General features: G+C 38.4%; 18 protein-coding genes, 1 tRNA gene, 1 pseudogene and 1 other annotated feature. Of the genes and pseudogenes, 1 reads left to right on the top strand and 19 read right to left on the bottom strand.

Features of this window, described 5'->3' with window-relative positions; translation table 11 throughout:
- Nucleotides 1–17 precede the first annotated feature (17 nt).
- Entirely contained in the window at nucleotides 18–1178 is a 1161-nt protein-coding gene (locus tag BK579_RS10400; protein ID WP_078545275.1) for an IS256 family transposase, read from the top strand.
- A gap of 455 nt (nucleotides 1179–1633) precedes the next feature.
- On the opposite strand, the gene leuD is transcribed toward BK579_RS10400, so the two are convergent.
- The 19 genes and pseudogenes from leuD to sdhB all read right to left on the bottom strand — a co-directional run bounded on the left by leuD (nucleotide 1634) and on the right by sdhB (nucleotide 23534).
- Nucleotides 1634–2224: a 3-isopropylmalate dehydratase small subunit gene (gene leuD, locus BK579_RS10395; protein ID WP_078545273.1), complete on the bottom strand. Its 591-nt coding sequence runs from the start codon at nucleotides 2222–2224 to the stop codon at nucleotides 1634–1636.
- A gap of 15 nt (nucleotides 2225–2239) precedes the next feature.
- Nucleotides 2240–3655: a 3-isopropylmalate dehydratase large subunit gene (gene leuC / locus BK579_RS10390; RefSeq protein ID WP_204524780.1), complete on the bottom strand. Its 1416-nt coding sequence runs from the start codon at nucleotides 3653–3655 to the stop codon at nucleotides 2240–2242.
- 299 nt (nucleotides 3656–3954) lie between these two features.
- Nucleotides 3955–5067, bottom strand: coding sequence for a 3-isopropylmalate dehydrogenase (gene leuB, locus BK579_RS10385; RefSeq protein WP_078545269.1), 1113 nt, complete (start codon nucleotides 5065–5067; stop codon nucleotides 3955–3957).
- A gap of 119 nt (nucleotides 5068–5186) precedes the next feature.
- Complete coding sequence (locus tag BK579_RS10380; protein ID WP_078545267.1) at nucleotides 5187–6725, bottom strand: 2-isopropylmalate synthase; 1539 nt, start codon at nucleotides 6723–6725, stop codon at nucleotides 5187–5189.
- Nucleotides 6712–7743 carry a ketol-acid reductoisomerase gene (ilvC, locus tag BK579_RS10375; RefSeq protein WP_078545265.1) on the bottom strand — a complete coding sequence of 344 codons (1032 nt, stop codon included), beginning with the start codon at nucleotides 7741–7743 and terminating at the stop codon, nucleotides 6712–6714. Before ilvC ends, BK579_RS10380 begins: the two co-directional genes overlap by 14 nt.
- A gap of 78 nt (nucleotides 7744–7821) precedes the next feature.
- Nucleotides 7822–8340, bottom strand: coding sequence for an acetolactate synthase small subunit (gene ilvN / locus BK579_RS10370; protein WP_078545263.1), 519 nt, complete (start codon nucleotides 8338–8340; stop codon nucleotides 7822–7824).
- Nucleotides 8337–10058, bottom strand: a complete 1722-nt coding sequence (ilvB, locus tag BK579_RS10365) for an acetolactate synthase large subunit (RefSeq protein ID WP_078550516.1) — start codon at nucleotides 10056–10058, stop codon at nucleotides 8337–8339. Before ilvB ends, ilvN begins: the two co-directional genes overlap by 4 nt.
- A 156-nt stretch (nucleotides 10059–10214) precedes the next feature.
- Nucleotides 10215–10479: a binding site (T-box leader), on the bottom strand.
- A 5-nt stretch (nucleotides 10480–10484) separates the two neighbouring features.
- The gene (gene ilvE, locus BK579_RS10360) at nucleotides 10485–11390 is read right to left on the bottom strand and encodes a branched-chain-amino-acid transaminase (RefSeq protein WP_078545261.1); all 906 of its coding nucleotides are present in this window, start codon (nucleotides 11388–11390) and stop codon (nucleotides 10485–10487) included.
- A 483-nt stretch (nucleotides 11391–11873) separates the two neighbouring features.
- Nucleotides 11874–11950 (bottom strand) — tRNA-Arg (locus tag BK579_RS10355).
- Nucleotides 11951–12073: 123 nt separating this feature from the next.
- Nucleotides 12074–12583, bottom strand: a complete 510-nt coding sequence (locus tag BK579_RS10350) for a metallophosphoesterase family protein (RefSeq protein WP_078545259.1) — start codon at nucleotides 12581–12583, stop codon at nucleotides 12074–12076.
- Nucleotides 12584–12597: 14 nt separating this feature from the next.
- On the bottom strand, nucleotides 12598–13194 hold the full coding sequence (locus tag BK579_RS10345) for an XTP/dITP diphosphatase (RefSeq protein ID WP_078545257.1): 597 nt from the start codon (nucleotides 13192–13194) through the stop codon (nucleotides 12598–12600).
- Between the two features lie 5 nt (nucleotides 13195–13199).
- Entirely contained in the window at nucleotides 13200–13949 is a 750-nt protein-coding gene (gene rph, locus BK579_RS10340) for a ribonuclease PH (RefSeq protein ID WP_078545255.1), read from the bottom strand.
- Nucleotides 13950–15441: 1492 nt separating this feature from the next.
- Entirely contained in the window at nucleotides 15442–16509 is a 1068-nt protein-coding gene (locus BK579_RS10330; RefSeq protein WP_078545252.1) for a GerMN domain-containing protein, read from the bottom strand.
- Between the two features lie 533 nt (nucleotides 16510–17042).
- A complete protein-coding gene (gene racE, locus BK579_RS10325) occupies nucleotides 17043–17837 on the bottom strand; it encodes a glutamate racemase (protein WP_078545251.1) in 795 nt (264 codons plus the stop codon).
- A 12-nt stretch (nucleotides 17838–17849) separates the two neighbouring features.
- Nucleotides 17850–18308: a MarR family winged helix-turn-helix transcriptional regulator gene (locus BK579_RS10320; RefSeq protein ID WP_078545249.1), complete on the bottom strand. Its 459-nt coding sequence runs from the start codon at nucleotides 18306–18308 to the stop codon at nucleotides 17850–17852.
- Between the two features lie 466 nt (nucleotides 18309–18774).
- The gene (gerE, locus tag BK579_RS10315; protein WP_078545247.1) at nucleotides 18775–18999 is read right to left on the bottom strand and encodes a spore germination transcription factor GerE; all 225 of its coding nucleotides are present in this window, start codon (nucleotides 18997–18999) and stop codon (nucleotides 18775–18777) included.
- 411 nt (nucleotides 19000–19410) lie between these two features.
- Nucleotides 19411–20899: pseudogene (locus BK579_RS10310) on the bottom strand (glycerol-3-phosphate dehydrogenase/oxidase); the annotation flags it as partial.
- 220 nt (nucleotides 20900–21119) lie between these two features.
- On the bottom strand, nucleotides 21120–22610 hold the full coding sequence (gene glpK, locus BK579_RS10305) for a glycerol kinase GlpK (RefSeq protein WP_078545243.1): 1491 nt from the start codon (nucleotides 22608–22610) through the stop codon (nucleotides 21120–21122).
- A gap of 162 nt (nucleotides 22611–22772) precedes the next feature.
- Nucleotides 22773–23534, bottom strand: a complete 762-nt coding sequence (gene sdhB, locus BK579_RS10300; RefSeq protein WP_078545241.1) for a succinate dehydrogenase iron-sulfur subunit — start codon at nucleotides 23532–23534, stop codon at nucleotides 22773–22775.
- Nucleotides 23535–23537: the final 3 nt, after the last annotated feature.

Here is a 23537-nt window from a genome sequence, read left to right as displayed (position 1 = left end):
AGAAAAGAGGAATAATAATGACCCAATTACAGTTTACCCTAGATTTGGAAAATTTAAAAGAATCCGTTATAAATTCTGATATTGAAGCAGTTATCAAATCTGCGATTGTTTTGGTATTAAATAATGTCATGGAAAAAGAGAGAGATGACTATTTAAACGTAGCTGCCTATGAGCGGTCCGCTGATCGACGTGATTATCGCAATGGTTATTATGAACGTGAGTTACTCTTGAATGTTGGTAAAGTCACGCTTAAGGTACCAAGAACTCGTAATGGTGAATTTTCAACCTCAGTATTTGAGAAATACGCCCGTTGTGATCAAGCTCTAGTAATCTCTATGTTGGAGATGGTTATTAATGGTGTATCAACTCGCAAGGTCACTCAAATTGTAGAACAACTTTGTGGCGAAACTGTCTCAAAGTCATTTGTTTCGTCACTTACTCAAAAACTTGATCCAATTGTTAATGATTGGGCTAAACGACCTTTAAACACTAGATATTTCCCTTATCTTTTTGTTGATGCAATGTATATAAAAGTTCGGGAACATCATAAAATCGTCTCCAAAGCAGTTTATATTGCTACAGCGATTACGGATAAAAACAAGCGTGAAGTTTTAGGTTTAAGTGTGGATCATGTTGAAGATTTTGAGAGTTGGAGTCGCTTTATTCAACAGCTGAAATCGCGTGGGCTTCAATCCCCAAAACTTGTTATTTCAGATGCACATAAAGGGTTACAGAAGGCAATACAACGTGAATTTATAGGTACTAGCTGGCAAAGGTGTTATGTACATTTTAAACGAAATATTATTAACAAGCTGCCAAAGAAAGACTCTGCTGATATTCGTAAGATGATAAAACGAGTGTTTGAAGCAATTACGATCGAGGATATTCGTACTTTTAAAAATGAACTAATGAGTCAATATGGAGATATCCCAAAGTATGAGAAGGCTCTTCAAATTTTTGAAGAAGGTTTCGAAGATACCATTCAGTATATGAATCATCCCGAAGGTATGCGATGTTATCTGAGAAGTACCAATTCTCTTGAACGTTTAAATCAAGAAGTACGAAGAAGAGAAAGAGTCATTAGGATATTTCCGAATACACAGTCTGCTTTTCGTTTAGTAGGTGCAGTCTTAATGGAATATCAAGAGAATGCATACTCCCGGAAGAAGTCCCTATAGTATTTTTACCGAAACTTCCAATTATGGTATTATGGCATATCCAGGAGAGGCTATCAAAGTGAAAGGCCTTTGACAGCCTCTCCTGGATATGCAAAAGAAAAATCATGGAAGCTTTCGCAAAAAAAAATGTAAGGGGAGACCTAACCCCAAACCTTGAAAACAGTTGAAAACATTGTATTAGTATTTTACACAATATTATGGACTTGACTTCTGTGACTACCTTTCGTTCCCTTCTCGCTTCATTTTTACCTAGTAAGGGAATCTGTCACTACCTTTCGTTCCCTTCTAGCTTCATTTTTACCTAGTAAGGGAATCAGCCAACCTCATATGTTAGAGCCAGCAAGTATGCTAAAGCCCCTTTCCACAACTTCTCCCAAAATATCCAGAATCTCCAACCAATCTTCTCTATCTAACAACAATTAAAAACCCGTGATCTCCAAAATCACGGGCTCTGTTTATACCTGAACAGTCTTCTTTTCATACTGATCAATTTTTTCTTCATAAGCTAATGTAAGATCAATTTCATCCCAACCGTTAACAAGCATTTCTTTCCAGTGATGATCAATTTCAAAAGATCTAACAAATTCTTTATTATCGGAAATAGTTTGTTCTTTCAGATTAATTGTGCACTCATAATCAGCTGCTTTAGATTGCTCTAATAAATATTCAACATCTGCTTTATCAAGATATAGTGGCAACATGCCATTTTTCAAACAGTTATTATAGAAAATATCAGCGAAGTTTGGTGCAATAATGACTTTAAAGCCAAAGTCACCTAATGCCCATGGAGCATGCTCCCTTGATGATCCACAACCAAAGTTTTCATTGGCAACTAAAATAGAAGCACCTTGATTTTCAGGTAAGTTCAACTCGAAATCAGGATTAAGAGTTTCGTCATCACGGTAACGCCAATCATAAAACAAAAATCGCCCAAACCCTGTTCTTTCAATTCTTTTTAAAAATTGTTTAGGGATGATTTGGTCAGTATCGACATTTACTCGATCCAAACCCGCAACCTTTCCAGTGTGAATAACAAATTGTTCCATAGTTTTCCCTCCTTACTAGACAGAAGCTTCTTCTAATTTACGAACATCTACAAATCTTCCATATAAAGCTGCTGCAGCTGCCATTGCCGGACTCACAAGGTGTGTTCTGGCCCCTTTACCTTGTCTTCCTTCGAAGTTACGGTTAGATGTCGAAGCACAACGTTCGCCTGGTGGCACTACATCTGGATTCATACTTAAGCACATACTGCAACCTGCATCACGCCATTCAAATCCTGCTTCTATAAAAATATCCGATAAGCCTTCTTCTTCTGCTTGCTTTTTAACCTGCTGTGAGCCTGGTACAACCATGGCACGAACGTTTGTTGATACCTTTTTACCTTTCACGATCTCAGCAGCTTCTCTTAAGTCACTGATACGTGAATTTGTACAGGACCCAATGAACACATGTTGCACTGCAACTTCACTGATTGGAGTTCCTGGGGTTAAGCCCATATATTCATAGGCGCGTACAGCCGCTTTTTTATCAACTTCTGCTTGAAAATCTTCAGGCGTTGGGATTGAATCATCAATTGTAATACTCATTGAAGGATTTGTCCCCCATGTGACTGTTGGTAAAATCTCTTCTGCACTCAGATGTACAACTTTGTCATAAGTTGCATTCTCATCAGTCGCTAATGCCGCCCATTTTTCTACTGCATCCTCAAAGCTACTACCTTGTGGACTGTATTTTCTTCCTTTTAGATAAGAGAAAGTTGTTTCGTCTGGACTAATTAAGCCGGCTTTTGCACCTGCTTCAATTGACATATTACAAACTGTCATTCTCTCTTCCATTGACATGTTTCGAATAACATTACCAGTGAATTCGATAATATAGCCCGTTCCGAAATTGATTCCATATTTACGGATGACTGATAAAATTACATCCTTAGCTGATACGCCTTTTGCTAGTTTGCCAGAAATATCAACCTGAAGGGTTTTTGGACGTTGCTGCCACAGTGTTTGGGTAGCTAGCACATGCTCAACCTCACTTGTACCAATTCCGAAGGCAAGGGCACCAAACGCGCCGTGTGTTGATGTATGGCTATCGCCGCAAACAATTGTTTTCCCTGGAGATGTTAATCCTAATTCTGGTCCAATGACATGGACAATTCCTTGTTCAGGACTGTTTAAGTCTGCAAGTGTAATTCCAAAGTTCTGACAGTTCTTTTCTAGTGTAGTCATTTGTTTGGAGGCAATTTCATCTTGGATTACAAAACGATTTAATGTTGGCACATTATGATCCATTGTTGCATAGGTTAAATCTGGTCTTCTCACTTTACGTCCTTTTAAACGAAGTCCTTCAAACGCTTGCGGTGAAGTTACTTCATGGACAAGATGTAAGTCAATATATAAGAGGTCCGGTTTGCCCTCTTCTCTATTAATGATATGATTTTCCCATATTTTCTCTATAATTGTTTTTCCCACTTCAATTCCCCCTTCCTTCCGATGATTTCCACCCTGAAAATAACTTAGTTAACAGAGTTCCATGAGCTGCGATCCACCTGCTTTCCGCGGGGCGGCCCTTGAGCCTCCTCGTCGCCTTGAGGGCTCCTGCGGGGTCTCACGAGACCGCTAGATCCCGCAGGAGTCTCTCCGCTCATTCCACACTGAAGAGTAAACATTTTCATTCACCCTAGTGCAAAATTGGAGTCCCAAAAAGAATCGTCGGTATAATTTGGTAATTCTTAGTTTCTATGAATTAAAGTATCTTGTTTTTGGATAGTAGAAGCTTAAGCATAGGCTGACATAATACTAGAAATCGCACCATCTTCTACAAGTGCTGATTTAATGTGGTCAATGATTTCATTTGTTTGGACTGGTTTTCTTCCAGACCTTTGAATGTCTGCAGTACGATGTCCCGCTGAGATGACTTGATCTACCGCATTTTCAATCGCCTTTGCTTCAGCTTCCAGACCAAAGGAAAGTCTTAGCATCATCGCAGCTGATAAGATCATTGCGATTGGATTTGCAATATTTTTACCAGCAATATCTGGTGCAGATCCATGAATTGGTTCATATAGTGAAGGTCCTTCGCTCGATAAGCTAGCAGACTGTAGCATTCCCATTGACCCAGTTAGCATTGATGCTTCATCACTAAGAATGTCACCAAACATATTCTCTGTTACAATCACATCAAACTGTCTCGGGTTTCGGATAAGCTGCATGGCAGCATTATCGACTAACATATGCTCTAATTCGACCTCTGGGTATTTTTTAGAAACTTCTTCAGCTACTTCACGCCACATTCGACTTGATTCCAATACGTTTGCTTTGTCTACAGAAGTTACTTTCTTTTTACGAGTTTGTGCCATTTCAAAAGCTTTCTCAATGATTCGCTCAACCTCTGAACGTTTATATACAAGTGTATCTACTGCAGTTTCTTCACCATTTTCGATTGAACGTCCAGTCGGCTTTCCGAAATATAGACCTCCTGTTAACTCTCGTACGATAACAAAATCTACATTTTCGATGATTTCTTGTTTCAATGGCGAGATATCAGTTAATGCATTGTAGGTTGTAACTGGTCGAATGTTTGCAAACAGGTTTAACGCTTTGCGGATTTGTAATAGGCCTTTTTCTGGACGTAAATATGCTGGATTTTGGTCCCATTTCGGTCCTCCAACAGCGCCCAATAAAACCGCATCGCTCTGTTTGCATAGTTCAATTGTTTCGTTTGGCAATGGTGTGCCTTCAAGATCAATCGCTTCACCGCCAATTAATCCATGCTGAAAATGAAATTCATGTCCGAATTGTTGACCAACTGCCTTTAGGATTTCAATTGCACCCTTACTTACTTCTTTCCCAACACCATCACCACTAAGCACAGCAATGTTTTTTTTCATTTTTTACGCCCTCCTTTTTGTATTTTGAAAAATATAACAATTTAACTTGTTAAGAATGTCCTTCGTGTTGATTTACTAGTTTTAATAGTAAACACGAAGGACCATGAGCAAGCTCCAATTTATATACTAACTTTTTCATGATTACCATTCTTTATACTAACGACTCGATTTACCGCATTTAGGTACGCTTTAGCAGACGCCTCAAGCACGTCTTGTGCGGTACCGCGGCCACTAGAAACGATCCCATCAAGCTGAATCTTCACATACACTTGAGCAAGTGCATCGCGTCCCGCACCAACAGATTGAATTCTATAATCCTCTAAGACGATTGGAGAAGCTATACAACGTTCCAATGTATTGTATAATGCTTCAACACTTCCCGCTCCCGTAGCAGCCTCTTGGATCTCATCTCCATCACGAGTAGTTAACGTGATGGTAGCAGTAGGGATTTGATTTGTTCCATATTGAACTTGAAGTGCAGTAAGAGTATAGTAATCTTCATCATTAGAAAGCTGTTGTTCTACTAATAAAGCTGTAAGATCTTCATCTGTAATTTCTTTCTTTTTATCAGCCAGTTCTTTAAATAATGTAAATAAACGATTTACCACTTCATCGTCTAACTGATATCCCATCTCGACTAAGTGTGTTCTAAATGCATGTCGACCTGAGTGCTTACCAAGTACCATTGAGTTGGACTTAACCCCAACAAGCTCTGGAGAAATGATTTCATACGTTGTTTTTTCCTTCAGAACTCCATCCTGATGGATGCCTGATTCATGAGCAAATGCATTTTTACCAACAACAGCTTTATTCGGTGGGATCACCATACCTGTAAGTTTACTCACTAAATCACTTGTTCTTTTTATTTCATCAAGCTTTAAGCGTGTATTTGCATTGTAATAGTCTTGGCGAATATGAAGTGCAACCGCTACTTCCTCAATTGAAGCATTACCGGCACGTTCACCAATTCCGTTAATGGTCCCTTCAATTTGAGTAACGCCATTTTCAATCGCTGCTAATGAGTTTGAAACAGCCATTCCTAAATCATCATGGCAATGTGCTGAAAGAATTGCTTTATGAATATTTGGAACATGTTCTTGAATATAAGCAAACATTGCTCCATATTCTTTTGGATTGATATAACCTACTGTATCCGGTAGGTTGATAACGGTCGCACCAGCATCAATGACTTTCGTAATAATTTTTACTAAGAAATCAAAATCGGAACGACACGCATCTTCTGCAGACCATTGAATCGTTGGAAAAAACTTTGCGCCATATTTTACAGAAGCGACTGCCGTCTCAATGACTTCTTCTGGTGTTTGTTTTAGCTTATATTTCATATGAATCGGTGATGTGGCGATAAAGGTGTGAAGGCGAGGACTTACCCCACCCTTCACAGCCTCCCACACTGCATCAATGTCACTTTGCTTGGCTCTCGCTAGACCTACAACAGATGCATTTTGAATGATATTGGACACTTGCTTTACTGATTCAAAATCACCTTTTGAAGCAGCTGGAAAACCGGCTTCAATAATATCTACGTTTAGACGTTCTAACTGTCTCGCAATTTCAAGCTTCTCATGAAGATTTAAATTGACACCTGCTGACTGTTCTCCATCTCGTAACGTCGTATCAAAGATATTAATTTTTCGCACTAGCACCCACCACTTCTTTCTTTTGCTTCGATTTAACGAATGGCATCATTGCACGAAGCTTTCTTCCAACCTCTTCAATTTGGTGTGCATTTTCACGGTTATTGATTGCAGTGAATTCTGGACGGTTTGCTTGGTTTTCTAAAATCCAACCTTTAGCGAATTTACCATCTTGAATATCTTTTAATACTTCTTTCATTTCAGCTTTCACACGATCATCAACGATTCTTGGTCCTGTTACAAAGTCACCCCATTGTGCTGTATCCGAGATTGAATAGCGCATTTCAGCCATTCCACCTTCATACATAAGGTCAACGATTAATTTCAACTCATGTAAACACTCGAAGTATGCAACCTCTGGTTGATATCCTGCTTCTACTAATGTTTCAAATCCTGCTTTTACTAGAGCAGTTAATCCTCCGCAAAGTACCGCTTGCTCTCCGAATAGATCTGTTTCAGTTTCTTCTTTGAACGTAGTTTCTAAGATCCCTGCACGACCAGAACCAATTGCTTTTCCATAAGCTAAAGCTACTTCTTTTGCATTCCCGGAAACATCTTGATAGATTGCAAATAATGCAGGTACACCAGCGCCTTCAACAAATGTACGACGTACTAAGTGTCCAGGTCCTTTTGGTGCTACTAAGAAAACATCTACGAAATCTGGTGGAACGATCTGATTGAAGTGAATATTGAATCCATGTGCAAAAACTAATGAGTTACCTGGTTTTAATCCTGGCTCGATTTCTTCTTTATACACTTTCGGTTGATATTCATCTGGTAAAAGAACCATTACTACATCTGCTTGCTCAACTGCTTCTTTTACTGAATAAACTGCTAAACCATCATTTTTCGCTTGATCCCAAGATTTACCTGGTCTTAAACCAACGATTACATCTACTCCACTTTCACGCATATTTAATGTATGTGCATGCCCTTGTGAACCATAGCCGATAACTGCTACCTTTTTATTTGATAAAGCGAAATCATTTGCATCTCCGTTATAATATACTTTTGTTGTCATAATTTTTACTCTCTCCCCTAATTGTTTTTATGTTTTTATTTTATATATTTTAAAAGCTTCCTAATGAAAGAATGCTCTTTAAACAATTGAATATGGTTTCATGTTTGAAGAATGTTTTTGAGTTCCTCGAGTGAATGCCGTCGTTCCTGTTCTAGCAATCTCTTTTATTCCGTAAGATCTCAACAAATCAATTAATGCCTCTACCTTTTCAGATTCTCCAGTAACTTGAACAACTACGCTATCCTTACTAACATCGATAATGGTTGCGCGAAAAGGTTCAATTAAGCTATATATTTCATTTCTATTAGAAGGTGTGGATACTACCTTTATTAATGCTAACTCTCTAGCAACAATTGCTTGATCTGTAATATCCATCACTTTTAAAACATCAATTTGTTTATTTAGTTGCTTGGTGATTTGCTCAACTACAGCATCTTCTTCTGTATGAATAACAAACGTCATTCTAGATATTCCTTCAACCTCTGTATGACCTACGGTGATACTTTCGATATTGTAATGACGTTTTGTAAACAATCCTGTGATTCGGTTTAATACACCAGCACGATTATTCACGGTTAATGTAATGATTCGTTTCATAGTTTTACACCTACCATTTCATGAAGCCCTTTGCCTGGAGCGACCATTGGATATACATTTTCATCAGGCACAACTCTGAAATCCATTAATACCGGGCCATCAAACTCAATTGCTTCTTTTAACACTTGCTTTGCTTCTTCCTCAGTTGTCGCTTTCATCCCTTTGATTCCATAGGCGTCGGCTAGTTTAACGAAATCTGGTTGATTTGACAGAATCGAATGAGAGTAGCGGCCTTGATAGAATATCTCTTGCCACTGCCTTACCATTCCGAGCGACTGATTGTTCACAATCATAATCTTGATTGGTAGATTTAATTCATGAATAACCGATAATTCTTGTGAGGTCATTTGGAATCCACCATCACCGACTATTGATACAACTGTTGCGCTACGATCTGCAAGCTGAGCACCTATACTTGCTGGTAGCCCGAAGCCCATTGTTCCAAGTCCACCTGATGTTACCCAGTGGTTCGGCTTTTTGAATTTATAGTATTGCGCAGTCCACATTTGATGTTGACCAACATCAGTTGTGACAATCGCTTCACCATCGGTGTACTCATAAACTAGTTCAATTAATTTCTGAGGTTTTAAAGCCTCTGTTGAGCCATGATAGCAAAGCGGGAACTCCTCTTTTCTAGAGGCTAATTGATCTAACCATTCTTGATTGTCTCCACGTTTTCCATCCTGATGGATTAATTGACTAAGAACTTCCTTTGCATCACCAACAACTGGTATTTTCGTTGTAACAACCTTACCAATTTCGGCTGGATCAATGTCAATATGTGCGATTGTTGCGTTTGGAGCAAAATGTGCAAGGTTCCCAGTTACTCGGTCATCAAATCGTGCTCCGATACTGATTAATAAATCACTTTCATAAATCGCCATGTTGGCTGTATATGTTCCATGCATTCCAGCCATTCCTAAAAATAAAGGATGATCTGCCGGGAAGCCACCTAAACCAAGTAAAGTATGAATAACTGGAAGCTGTTGTTGCTCAGCATATTCCTTTAACTCCTCAGCAGCTTTGCCGTGTAATACACCTGCACCAGCTAAGATGACTGGCTTTTTCGCTTGACTTACAGCTTCAACAAGCTTTCGAATTTGCAGATGATTAGGCATCACGGTTGGCTGATAGCCTGGAAGATTAATTTCCTTACTATAATCAAATTCGCCCTCGATGATCGCCATATCTTTAGGAATATCTATTAAAACTGGCCCAGGACGCCCTGTTGTGGCAATGTAAAATGCTTCTTTTATAATATTAGGGATTTCACTAACATCTCTCACTTGGTAGCTATGTTTTGTTATTGGCATTGTTATTCCCATAACATCAGCTTCTTGAAAAGCATCGGTACCAATGACTGAAGATGCGACCTGACCTGTAAATACGACAAGTGGAAGGGAATCAATCATTGCATCGGTTAAACCAGTTACAATATTTGTTGCCCCAGGTCCAGAAGTTGCAATAACTACTCCAGGTTTCCCTGAAATTCTTGCATATCCTTCCGCAGCGTGAATTCCTCCTTGTTCGTGTCGAGTTAAAACATGAAAGATTCCTGCATCATAAATCTTGTCATAAATTGGTAGGACAGCTCCTCCTGGATAGCCAAAGATGACTTCAACGTTTTCTCTCTTTAGTGATTCTAGGAGCATTTCGGCTCCGCTCATTTTTGTAGTTGAAGCTTCATTCTTTCCTTCCACTTTTGCTTTCAATACCATTTCCCCTAACTTCCCTTCCATTGTTTATTTTTTCCAGTTAAAACACTTTCGTTAGAGCTTTACCTAAGTTATATCTTTGTAGGTATTTAGCGTGTTTTTCAAATTTTCAACAAAAAAATAGTCTTCTCACCCATAAGACTTAAGGACTCCTTAAGTCAAAGGGGTGAAAAGACCTTGTAGCCACTTTTCACGGTACCACCCTTGTTCATAGCTATATCACTATAGCTACCTTTTAAACAACCATTGTTGTTCGTTTTGATAACGGGTGAGATTACCGTAACACCCGGTCAGTTCTACTTGAGATGTTCAAACTGACACTCAGAGGTGAGTTCATCAATCGGAGGTAACACCGGCTTCCAGCAACCCGGCTCTCTGTTGTTACCAAAATCGAAAGACTACTTATCCTCTTCTACGTTTTTGATTATTTTATACTGCATTGGCATTGTTTTGAAGTTCGTAAACTTTGACACCATCTTGAACTACTTTTTCCCTAAAGACGTTAAGCAGTGCATTTGTATGTTCACCAGGTACACCTTCTCCAATGACTCTTCCATCTACCTTTACAACCGCAATTACCTCTGCAGCAGTTCCAGTTAAGAATACTTCATCAGCAGTATACACATCATGTCTTGTGAATGGCTCTTCTAATACTTCATATCCTAGCTCTCTCGCAATCTCCATAATCGCATTTCTGGTGATCCCTTCAAGCGCTCCAACATAAGCAGGTGGTGTGAGAAGCTTTCCACCTTTTAATATAAATACATTATCAGCTGAACCTTCAGCTACATAACCTTGATCATTTAGCATTAATGCTTCACTCACATTGGCTAATCGTGCTTCAATTCGAACTAATACGTTATTCAAATAATTCAGTGATTTCACTTGAGGACTTAGTACATCTGGACGGTTTCTTCTTGATGCAACTGTCACGATTTCAAGTCCTGTCTCGTATAAATGTTTCGGGAAGATAGCAAGTGGTTCTACAATAATGACCACATTTGCTTTTTTGCAATTATAAGGATCTAATCCTAAGTCACCAACACCTCTAGAGATAACTACTCGAATGTATGCATCTCGATAATTGTTTTTGGCAACTGTTTCACAAATAATTTCCGTTAACTCCTCCTTAGAATAAGGAATTGTTAAAAGGATTGATTTTGCTGAGTTATACAATCGGACCATATGATCTTCCATTCGGAAGACATTCCCATCATATACTCGTATGCCTTCAAATACCCCATCGCCATATAAAAAACCGTGGTCATAGACAGATATTTTGGCATCTTCTTTTTTTACAAATTGGTCACCTAAGTAGATCCACTGATCACTCACTATAGACACTCCTTTTTCCCCTTCGCCTTAATGACGCTTTAAACTATTGAATTATAAAGGTGTGCAAAAGAAAATCCTTAACCTATAGCAACATCCAGCTGATGTTACTCAAAAAGCGGTGGATCTTATTGGTACTTTTCATTCTATTGGATTACCAATTTTTCTTTGCTTTATCTTATTTGAGCCTTATATTACGCTCATTTTCACTAAGAGTCAACACCATTTTTTAAATTATTAGATAATTTAGACTAGTGGTACATTTTGTATCCGCTTACAACGTTGTGTTGTTAGGATTTCTTACTATTAAAATTTTTTTAACAATTTTTTAATGTTTTTTAGAATCTTATTTTAGCTTAGATTTTTCAAGGGAATTTTTTAAAAAAGAGGGATAGAATTCAATTGGGACAAGGAAGCAGTAGATAGAATTTGATTACAAAAAAACCCTTTTTCTCCAGTCGAGAAAAAGGGATAAATTATGTAGTATGGCGTCCCAGGAGAGATTCGAACTCCCGACCGTACGCTTAGAAGGCGTATGCTCTATCCGGCTGAGCTACTGGGACATTTTTGTATTACGTCATTAACGACTTTTTTATTATATCGACATAGGATCTTAATGTCAACAGTTTATAAAAAAAAAAGTAAAAAACATTTAAAAGGAAGTGTGGGTTCACTCCCTTTTAAGATTATAACGTATATTCCGTCGTTAATAAATCAACTTTTTCACCATTTAAATCATAAAAAGTTACTGTGATGTTATTATCATCAATTTCTAATATAGCATAAGTACGTTCTTTCCTCATTCGTGGCAGTCGAATACTTCCTGGATTGATAAATAAAATATGATCAATAACCTCCGTACCGGCAACATGTGAATGACCAAAACAAACAATGTTTGCTGATAATTCCTCGGCGCGGTATTTAAGATTTAGTAAAGTCATTTTACAATTATAGAGATGGCCATGTGTTACAAACAGTTTCTTATCGTCTAAATTTTCAACGACCTCTTTAGGAAAATGTTGATCAAAATCACAATTTCCTCTTACTTTTGTAAAACCCTCTAACTCTTCTGATTGATAATTTAGTTCTGAATCTCCACAATGAATCATTGTATCCACTGTTCCTTTGTGGCGTTCTTTAATCATAATTAATTCATTTGTAAGTCCATGACTATCACTTACGATTAGTGCTTTCATCCTTCAATACCTCTTTATTTAAAAATTTCTTTAATCTTGTCTTCAAGCTTTTTTAATGCATTAGCGCGATGGCTAATTTTGTTTTTTTCTTCACTGGTAAGCTGCGCCATTGTTTTATTAAGCTCAGGAATATAAAAAATCGGATCATAGCCAAAACCATGTTCACCCTTCTGTTCAAAAGCAATCATTCCTTCGCAAGTACCTTCAACAATATGAGTTTCTCCTTCTGGAATGGTCAAAGCTAGGGCACAGTGGAAACGTGCATTTCTTTTATCTTCAGGCACACCTTCAAGCTGCTTCAGAACTTTTTTTATATTGTCAGCATCACTTTTATGCTCACCTGCATAACGAGCTGAATAGACACCTGGATCACCATTGAGCGCATCAATTGATAAGCCTGAGTCATCAGCAATGACAATACAGTCCAATTCCTTTGAGATCTGTTCCGCTTTTAAAGCGGCATTTTCAATAAAAGTTTTTCCTGTTTCATCAACATCCGCTAGTTCAGGAAAATCTAATAGCGACTTTACCGTAAAACCCTTTGAGGAAAAAAGTTCTTTAAAGTCTCTAACTTTTCCTTTATTTTTCGTTGCAATAATTAAATCTTTCATGATTTTCACCTTTTTTCTGAACCAATTAGGTTTGACAACTCACCTAATGCTTCCACCTGCTTAGAAATAAGCTCTCGCACACCTTTTTCCCCAAGTTTAAGTAGTTGGTCTAACTGAGTTCGTGAGAAGGTTGCTTCTTCACCTGTCCCTTGGAGCTCTACGAACTCACCTGAACCAGTCATAATGATATTCATATCTACTCTTGCGCTAGAATCTTCTATGTAATTTAAATCTAATAGTTCGCCATGCTCTTCGTCAATCCCAACTGAGGTTGCTGCTAAAAAATTTGTAATTGGGAAGGTTGATACCTTTTTATCATTATAAAGCTTTCCACAAGCTAGTACGAGCGCTACAAAGGCTCCTGTAATTGAAGCTGTCCTTGTCCCACCATCTGCTTGAATGACATCACAATCAATCCATATCGTCCGTTCACCCAACTGTTCAAGGTCAACGATTGATCTTAAAGCTCGTCCAATGAGACGCTGAATTTCCATCGTACGGCCTGTAACCTTCCCTTTACTTGATTCACGTATTGTCCTTTGTTCTGTGGCTCTTGGTAACATCGAGTATTCTGCATTTATCCATCCTTTTCCTTTTCCTCGTAGAAATGGGGGAATGCGTTCTTCGATACTTGCATTACATATTACTTTTGTATCACCTACAGTAACAAGTACGGAGCCTTCTGGGTGTTTTAAATAGTTTAGCTCGAAATGGGTGGGTCTAAGTTCGTCTGTTTGACGGCCGTCTACACGCATGATTTAACCTCCTATATGATAATTAATTTAATGGCTTGTTTACTATTTAGCTTTCCAGTACCAAGGGTAGGATATAGTCTCATTTTCCGTGGTTGCAAATCGTAGTTAGCATGAATGTCTACCCTGAAAATACCTAATGATGTAGAGTTCCATGAGCTGCGATCCACTTGCTTTCCGCGGGGTGGTCCGTGAGCCTCCTCGTCGCCAGGGGCGGGCTTCTGCGGGGTCTCACGAGACCACTGGATCCCGCAGGAGTCAAGTGGCTCTCCGCTCATTCCACACTGAGGAGGAAACATTTTTTCATACTCCATGGTGCGAAATACTTATTTAGCATGGATGTCTACCCTGAAAAAAGAAATGCGGAAGGCGCTCGTTCATCGGCGACAGGCATAAGACGAGCCGGCTAGAAGGTTGCTTTTTAACATTCTTGCCGGATTGACTTATGACCCGAGCCGATAGCGCCTGAAGCTAGACACTAAGCTAAGTATTATTTTTCATACCCATGGTGCTAATTTTAATTAGCATAGATGTCTACCCTGAAACTAATGCCCAAAGCCCTACAAAGGGAATGAAAAGCGTTGTTTCATTCCCTTTCTCATGCACAAAGCTCAACAAAGGGAATGAAAAGTGTTGTTTCATTCCCTTTCTCATGCCCAAAGCCCTACAAAGGGAATAAAAAGCGTTGTTTCATTCCTTTTCTCATGCCAAAAGCTATCCAAAGGGAATGAAAAGCATTGTTTCATTCCTTTTCTCATGCCAAAAGCTATCCAAAGGGAATGAAAAGCGTTGTTTGATTCCCTTTCTCATGCACAAAGCCTATGAAAGGGAATGAAAGATATTCGAGACCGAAAGATCAGTAGTTGTCTAGTTGCTCTACCTCCACACTGAGTGAACAAAACATTTGCATTCTCCATGGTACGAATTAAATTAGCATGAAAGTCTTACCTGAAAATAACTTTGGTTGTGGAGTTCCATGAGCTGCGACCCACTGCTTTCCGCGGGGTGGTCCGTGAGCCTCCTCGTCGCCAGGGGCTCAGCTCCTGCGGGGTCTCACGAGACCACTGAATCCCGCAGGAGTCAAGTGGCTCTCCGCTCATTCCACACTGAGGAGGAAACATTTTTTCATACACCATGGTGCGAAATACTTAATTAGCATGAATGTCTACCCTGAAAAAAGAAATGCGGAAGGCGCTCGTTCATCGGCGACAGGCATAAGGCAAGCCGGCTGGAAGGTTGCTCTTTAACCTTCTAGATGGATTAACTTATGACCCCGAGCCGATAGCGGCTGGAGCTAGACACTAAGCTAAGTATAATTTTTCATACACCATGGTGCGAAATACTTAATTAGCATGAATGTCTACCCTGAAAATAAATGCAATTAATTCACCTACCACGATCTATTCTCCACAAACATTTTAACATAAAGAAAAGAGGTGGGCTGTTTATAGCCTACCTCTCATTCCTAACAATTAGTTATCAAATAAAATATTTATTAAAAACTACCAGTATTGACACTTTCAGGGCGTGTAACAGGTTCTGATACGGAAGTACCTTCTTCATTTACAATGCCTTCTTCGCCTTCAACTGTGATTGATACACTTTCAACACCTGGTTGTTCTGTTAGTGAAAGGACAAGTGTGTTTAATACATGGCTTGAAATCATCTTTTGGTCAAGGCTACCAAAGATTGCTTCATTGAAGTCTAATGTTACTTTACCATCTGCATAAGAAGAGTCTAGTAATTCAACTTCACCATGAATATCCGTTAAAAGATTTGAAGAAAGTCCTGGTCCATTGATTAATTCTGTTACAGCTGCAACTACTTGATCTGATTCTGATTTTTCAATTCTCTTCGTTACTGGGACATAGTATTCGTTCCCGTCATTTTCAGCAATAAAGTACACTGTAATTGGTTTTGTATTAGTGATATCAACAACTTCAGAGTTATCTAAGTTGATGCCATCAGCTCTGCTTAGAGTTTCTGTAATAGGTGTGCCGTTAACAGGCATTTCTTCTAGCTTATATCCATTTACACGTATTTCAACATCTTCAATGTTCTCAAATTGTGTTGCCGTCCATGTGATTGATTGTAAAATCTTCATTTCATCTTCAGCACTGTACTCGGTGAATTCCTTTGAAAAATCCGCAATAAGTGTAGTACCTTCCATCTTTACAGATACTTGCGTATCTTGTGGAATTGCAGCTCTAAATCCATTAGGAAGAATTTCACTAACTGGACCGCCTTCTACTAAATATTCTAATACTTGTTTTGCTACACCATCAGTTTTTGGAAGATTAACAGATTGTGAAACAACATATCCATTTTCATCAATTAAGTACAGCTCACGGGAGATTGTTTCTGTTACTGCTTCATTCTCCGTTTCAGCACCTGTATCTGTTCCTTCTTGATCTACTGTTTCAACTTCGTCTGTATATGTTTCACTTTGTGGAGGATCAATTTCCTCCATCCCTTGATCTCCACCAAATAATCCACAACCAGATAGTAAAACAGATGACGCTAGAACTGTTGCAGCAACTGTGTATTTTGTTTTAACTCGCATACTTTTTCCCTCCTCGGATAGTTTGTACTAATATGTATACGAGCTTATTTCATTTTTAGACCACTTAAACTTTTAATTTTAATAAAAAGGCTCTTTTCCGAAAAATTTTTCTTTTCGATCATTGTTAATGATCAAATATCGGCTATTATACATAAAAGGGTCTGAAACTTAGAAGAAAAGATGCCACTCCACCTTTTTCATAGTGTTTTTTGACAGTCTAAAACCAATAAAGTTTAAGAAAATATCCAATAAAAAAGCCACTATTATTCTCAAGTAAAAGAATAATAGTGGCTTTTTGTTTATATTCGCAGGGTAGACTTCCATGCTAATTAAATATTCGTACCATGGAGAATGAAAATGTTTGCTCACCATGTGTGGAATGAGCGAAGAGCCACTCGACTCCTGCGGGATATGCGGTCAGCGTGAGACCCCACAGGAGCCTGCGACGAGGAGGCTCACGAACCGCCCCGCGGAAAGCCAGTGGATCGAAGTGAATGGAACTCGCTAACCTAAGTTATTTGTAGGGTAGATTGTTATAACGATACAGACCTAATGTTAATAATCGGTTGTTCAAACCAACTACTAGCAATTTTTTGGAAGATTTCTTTTTCCCCTGTTGTTAGAAATAAATGCTCCCTTGTTCCATCGGTCGAATTTAACAATCCACTATAGGAAAGAATCGTACTAACCTCTCTCGCTGTTTCATCACCAGAACAAATAAGGTTGATCTTTGGACCTAGATAATCCTGAATCGTTTGTCGCAACAATGGATAATGGGTACATCCCAATATTAATGTATCTAGCTTTTTATCTTTTAACCCAACAAGTGATTCGGCCACCACAGCAGCTGATCTTTCACCTTCGTATTGGCCACTTTCAACAAGCGGTACAAATGCAGGACATGCTAGGCTTTCAACTTTAATATTCCGATTGATCGCTTTTAATGCATCTTCATAAGCACCACTTTGAATGGTTCCTATTGTTCCAATAACACCAACATGGCGATTTTTTGTTACCTTTAAGGCAGTTCTTGCACCTGGATTAATAACACCTATTACAGGTATGCTTAGTTCCTTTTGGATTTCTTCTAGTACAAATGCTGTTGCTGTATTACAGGCAATAACCAGCATTTTAATATCATAAGACAATAAATAGTTCGTCAATTCCCATGTGAATTGACGAACCTCATCTTTTGGTCTAGGACCATATGGACATCTTAATGTATCACCTAAGTATATAATTTCTTCGTTCGGCAACTGCCTCATAATTTCTTTTGCAACAGTTAAACCGCCAACACCTGAGTCAATTACCCCGATTGGTCTATCCAAGCAGCTTTCCCCTCAATCTTCTTTCATTTCTCGATGTAGTTTGGATAAATACTTTTCAAACACTTGTGTATCTTCAGCACTAAAATCAGAAAGCACATCGGACAGGTAATTCTGCCTCTTCTTAATTACCTCTTCAATAATACGTTCGCCTTCTTCGAGTAGATGAATTCTTACTACTCGGCGATCGTTTGGATCTTTTACTCTCATCACGAGATTACTTTTCTCCATTCGATCCACTAAATCAGTCGTTGTACTACAAGCTAAAAACATTTTATTTGATAACTCACCAATAGTCATATCGCCATCTTCTAGTAACCATTGAAGTGCAATAAATTGTGGTGTAGTAATAGTATAATTACTTAATATCTCGCGACCCTTTTGTTTGATTATGGCTGCAATATAGCGTAATGATTTCTCGATATCTGCAACAACTTGTTGATCATTAACTACTGTTTCTTCTTTTGTAGACATAGCAATCACTCCTAGTAATAATAAATCATCATAAATGACGTTAAAACCTATTAACATATTTTTTATGATGCTTGAAACACCAAGCGGATCTACAACTTAAATAAGTGTGTACTTAAGCTGCACAAACCTCCCCGTGTGAAAAAACACGATAATAAAATAATTTCGGCTAACGCCAGTTTTCAAACAGGAGTAATAGCGGTTGACGTTTCAAAATAAGATATTAGTTTTTAGTATCATCTGTTTCTTATATTCTCTACTTTTTTCTACAAAAATGCAAGTTTTGTTTTCTCTATAGAATCTTATGATCATCTTGAAAGTAAACATAACTCTGAAGATACAAACAAAAAATTACTAGATTAAGAGTGCCTCTACCCTTTTTGACAATAGATTTTAAATAATATCTCTTCTGTTTTAATCTATGAATAAGCAACCGGCAATCCTTATAATAAGGTTGCCGGCTTTTAGCTTAAAGTTCAAGTTCTCCCATACGAAGGAGCTCTACAACTGCCTGAGAACGCCCCTTAACTCCCAGCTTCTGCATAGCATTCGATATGTGATTTCGAACTGTTTTTTCGCTTATGAATAAATCACTTGCGATTTCTTTTGTTGTCTTGTCTTGGACTAGTAATTCAAACACTTCTCTTTCTCTTTTTGTTAGTAATGGTTTTGGTTGAAATTCTTTCTCCTTCAAGTATTGTAACCCTCCTTGCTAAGGTCCGAGCTGAACTACTGGATGGGTATTATATATAGTCAACTTATAGTATGTAGCAACGGCTACTACTGTGACTGAAAACAAACGCTTTCTCGAATTTTTTCTGTGTCGCTTTACCTCCAAGTACAGTACAAATCCCTCGGTCACATAAGATTTATTTATCCCTGTGTTTTTATCATATTTAATATTACTTAAAGTGTTACGGTTTATAGGAGAAAATTTAAAAAGGGGAGCAAATAGCCCCCCTTTCCCATTACTAACGTATTTTTATAATTGTTCGATCAAGGGGTGCGATCCTAGATTCCCCTAGCACTTGATCCAAACTGTTTTCATAGCAGCTTTTCGTTTGATTAGACCACCTATAATACGAAGCTATATAGCTAGTAACTTGTTTTTTGAATGTTAGGACCCAATTGATATCAAAATAAAGTGACCCCGTTCGTCTAACAAAAAAGTCCAGTGGATTCAAAGTCATTTCATGTTCGAGTGAATACAATAGCATAGCTTGAACATATAGAGGTAAATCCGTTTTTGGTGCGTTGCTATCGTCTTCTTTCATATAGTCAATTATTCTATCGATATTAGATCCATATAAGCGCACCAATTTATCTGCGGTCATTTTATCAAGATCATACTTTAGTAGTTGTCTTGTTTTTTTAGCAAGAAATTGTTTATAATCCTTTGATCCTCCCACATCCCCACCAGAAATTGGAAGGTTTTTTGTTTTACATGTGCCAAGTGGCATATCTTGTTCCTTATCTAAAGACTCAATCATTGTATCAACAACCTGCTCAGCCATTTTTCGAAAGCCAGTTAACTTGCCTCCAGCAATTGTGATTAACCCTGATTTTGACTGCCAAATCTCATCTTTCCTAGAAATTTCAGAAGGGTTTTTGCCATCTTCATGAATAAGTGGGCGTAGTCCTGCCCAGCTCGATTCTATATCCACTAATGTAAGCTTTACCTTCGGGAACATATCATGAATAGTTGTTATCAAATAATCACAATCTTCCTTTGTAACTGTAGGAGAAGCTAAGTCGTCTTGATAAAATGTATCGGTTGTTCCAACATACGTTTTTCCCTCTCTTGGAATTGCAAATACCATTCGTCCATCTTTTGTATCATAATAAATCGCTTGTTTTAATGGGAATTTTTTCTGATCAATAACAATATGAACACCTTTCGTTAATTTCAAGGTCTTGTTTTCTTTAGAACCATCGATTTCTCTAATTTGGTCTACCCAGGGCCCTGTAGCATTAATTACTCTTTTGGCAAGCACTTTATATTCTTTTCCAGTTACAAGGTCCTTCACAACCACCCCGCTAACCTTCTCATCTTCATAAAGTAATGACTCAACCTTGGTGTAATTCACTGCCTGAGCACCTTGCTCAACTGCCTTTTTAACTACTTCAATTGTTAACCTAGCGTCATCTGTTCGGTATTCAACATAATAGCCCCCACCCAATAAGCCTTCTTTTTTTAAAAGTGGTGCTTTATTTAACGTTTCTTTACGATTAAGCATTTTTCTACGTTCATATCGTTTCACCCCTGCTAAAAAATCATAAAGTCTGAGTCCAATCGAGGTGGAAAATTTCCCAAAGGTTCCTCCCTTATAAATGGGTAATAGCATCCATTCTGGGGTGGTTACATGCGGACCGTTTTCATATACAATCGCTCGTTCTTTCCCTACATCCGCAACCAGTTTTATTTCAAACTGTTTGAGATAGCGAAGACCCCCATGAATCAGTTTTGTAGACCGACTTGATGTTCCTGCCGCAAAGTCTTGCATTTCAAATAACGCTGTCTTAAGACCACGTGTTGTAGCATCTAGAGCAATGCCAGCACCAGTTATTCCCCCACCAATAATAATGACATCATATCTTTCATGTTCAGAAGCTTGTAAGACCGATTCTCTTTGCTTTCCTGAGAAGCTATTCACATAATCATCTCCCTTAAGCCTAGTAAGCTGAATAAAAACAATCACGCCAAATGAAAGAGACCACAAAACATTAATTAAATGCGATGTGGTCCTGTCTTCCTAACCTTTTATTTAGGATGTTATCCATAAGCTTTGTTCCTTTTACATAGTCTGTTATTCACTATTTAAAAGCCATTGCCGCATGAACAGCCTTTTTCCAGCCATCATACAGATTTTCTCTCGTTGAATCATTCATTGTTGGTGTAAAGGTTTGATCAATATTACGCTGTAAAGAAATCTCGTCTTTGTCCTTCCAAAAGCCAACAGCTAGACCAGCTAAATATGCAGCTCCAAGTGCTGTTGTTTCATCTACTGATGGGCGTTCAACAGGCACATTTAAGATATCACTTTGGAAGCCCATTAAAAAGTTATTTTTTACAGCTCCCCCATCGACCCTTAATGCTTTTAAAGTTATCCCAGAGTCAGCTTCCATCGCTGTAAGAACATCCTTTGTTTGATAGGCCAATGATTCTAATGTTGCACGAACAAAATGTTCTTTTTCTGTTCCACGCGTTAAACCAAATACCGCACCTCTTACATCACTATCCCAATATGGTGTTCCAAGTCCAACAAAGGCAGGAACAACATATACACCCTCCGTTGATTCCACACTTGCTGCATATATCTCACTATCACTCGCATTCCTAAATAATCGCAACCCGTCTCTCAGCCACTGAATGGCTGAACCAGCTACAAAGATACTACCTTCAAGGGCATATTCAACCTTTCCATCTAATCCCCAAGCAATCGTTGTTAATAAACCATGTTTTGATTCTACAGCTTTTTCCCCTGTATTCATTAACATGAAACAACCTGTTCCATAGGTATTTTTTGCCATTCCTGGCTCAAAGCAAGTTTGCCCAAACATTGCAGCTTGTTGATCTCCAGCTACACCTGCAATCGGCACACCATGACCAAAAAAATGATGCTCTGCAGTCGTCGCATAGATGCTTGATGAAGGCTTAACTTCTGGCAACATTGATCTAGGAACTGTTAAAAATTTTAGAAGATCATCGTCCCAGTCTAAGTCATGTATATTAAAAAGGAGAGTCCTTGAAGCATTTGAGTAATCCGTTACATGAGCTTTACCACCTGAAAGTTTCCAAATTAGCCATGTATCAATCGTTCCAAACAATAAATCCCCATTTTCTGCTTTTTCTCTTGCACCTTCTACATGGTCTAATATCCATTTTATTTTCGTACCAGAGAAATATGCATCGATTAAAAGACCGGTTTTTGCACGAAAAATATCATTTAACCCCTGACCTTTTAAGTCATCACATATGTCTTTAGTTTGTCTTGATTGCCAAACAATAGCATGATAAACAGGCTGCCCTGTTTGTTTATCCCAAACAACGGCCGTTTCACGCTGATTTGTAATCCCGATTGCAGCTATTTCCTTGGGTTTGACATCAGCCTCATGAAGAACCGCGGCAATCACAGCCAATATAGACCCCCAAATTTCATTGGCATTATGCTCGACCCAACCAGGTTTCGGGAAAATCTGCGTAAATTCTTTTTGAGCCGAGTGGACAATCTGACCTTGTTTATTAAATAAAATTGCTCTAGAGCTAGTAGTCCCTTGATCTAGAGACAAAATATATGTATCCATATGGTACCTCCTTAAAAACACTGTTTAGGTTTCAATACTAATTTGTAAGCGTATTTATATTAAATATACGTTATTAAGGATCATTTAACCTCTTTTTTGATTTTTTTAGGCGAAATAAAAAAAGCCTGAATCCACATTAACATGAATTCAGACTATGAATTATTAAGCTTGATCACTTCCGAAGAAGTTTCTAAATGATTGAATCGTAGTGTCACGGTTTAATGCAGCAATAGATGTTGTTAATGGGATGCCCTTTGGACAGGATTGGACACAGTTTTGTGAGTTACCACAATTCGTAAGTCCACCTTCATCCATAATTGCATCTAAACGTTCCGCTTTATTCATTGCCCCTGTTGGATGAGCATTAAATAAGCGAACTTGTGATAATGGTGCAGGTCCGATGAAATCAGACTTGCTGTTAACATTTGGACATGCTTCTAGACAAACACCACATGTCATACATTTTGAAAGTTCATATGCCCATTGACGTTTTGTCTCAGGCATACGTGGTCCAGGACCCAAATCGTATGTTCCATCAATTGGAATCCATGCTTTAACTTTCTTTAATGAATCAAACATCCTTCTTCTGTCGACTTGAAGGTCACGTACAACAGGAAAAGTTTTCATCGGCTCAAGAGTAATTGGTTGTTCAAGCTGATCAATTAGTGCTGTACAGGATTGACGAGGCTTACCATTAATCACCATCGAACAGGCACCGCATACTTCTTCTAGACAGTTACTATCCCAAGATACAGGGGCAACCTTATTCCCATGAATATCAACTGGATTTCTGCGGAACTCCATTAAAGCAGATATAACATTCATATTTGCACGGTATGGCACCTCAAATTCTAATACATAAGGGGCCGACTCTGGACTGTCTTGACGAGTAATTTTAAATTTAACTACTTTTTGTTCAGCCATTGT

The sequence above is a fragment of the Litchfieldia alkalitelluris genome, assembly GCF_002019645.1.
GTDB classification, from domain to species: Bacteria; Bacillota; Bacilli; order Bacillales; family Bacillaceae_L; genus Litchfieldia; species Litchfieldia alkalitelluris.
The sequence above is the reverse complement of the archived record's forward strand: the minus strand, read 5'-3'. Positions and strand labels throughout refer to the sequence as shown.

Excerpts from the sequence above, each read along its gene's own strand:
- BK579_RS10400 (WP_078545275.1), top strand. The coding sequence starts at position 18 with ATGACCCAATTACAGTTTACCCTAGATTTGGAAAATTTAAAAGAATCC.
- leuD (WP_078545273.1), bottom strand. The coding sequence starts at position 2,224 with ATGGAACAATTTGTTATTCACACTGGAAAGGTTGCGGGTTTGGATCGA.
- leuB (WP_078545269.1), bottom strand. The coding sequence starts at position 5,067 with ATGAAAAAAAACATTGCTGTGCTTAGTGGTGATGGTGTTGGGAAAGAA.
- ilvC (WP_078545265.1), bottom strand. The coding sequence starts at position 7,743 with ATGACAACAAAAGTATATTATAACGGAGATGCAAATGATTTCGCTTTA.
- ilvN (WP_078545263.1), bottom strand. The coding sequence starts at position 8,340 with ATGAAACGAATCATTACATTAACCGTGAATAATCGTGCTGGTGTATTA.
- ilvB (WP_078550516.1), bottom strand. The coding sequence starts at position 10,058 with ATGGTATTGAAAGCAAAAGTGGAAGGAAAGAATGAAGCTTCAACTACA.
- BK579_RS10350 (WP_078545259.1), bottom strand. The coding sequence starts at position 12,583 with ATGAAAGCACTAATCGTAAGTGATAGTCATGGACTTACAAATGAATTA.
- BK579_RS10345 (WP_078545257.1), bottom strand. The coding sequence starts at position 13,194 with ATGAAAGATTTAATTATTGCAACGAAAAATAAAGGAAAAGTTAGAGAC.
- rph (WP_078545255.1), bottom strand. The coding sequence starts at position 13,949 with ATGCGTGTAGACGGCCGTCAAACAGACGAACTTAGACCCACCCATTTC.
- BK579_RS10330 (WP_078545252.1), bottom strand. The coding sequence starts at position 16,509 with ATGCGAGTTAAAACAAAATACACAGTTGCTGCAACAGTTCTAGCGTCA.
- BK579_RS10320 (WP_078545249.1), bottom strand. The coding sequence starts at position 18,308 with ATGTCTACAAAAGAAGAAACAGTAGTTAATGATCAACAAGTTGTTGCA.
- glpK (WP_078545243.1), bottom strand. The coding sequence starts at position 22,610 with ATGGATACATATATTTTGTCTCTAGATCAAGGGACTACTAGCTCTAGA.
- sdhB (WP_078545241.1), bottom strand. The coding sequence starts at position 23,534 with ATGGCTGAACAAAAAGTAGTTAAATTTAAAATTACTCGTCAAGACAGT.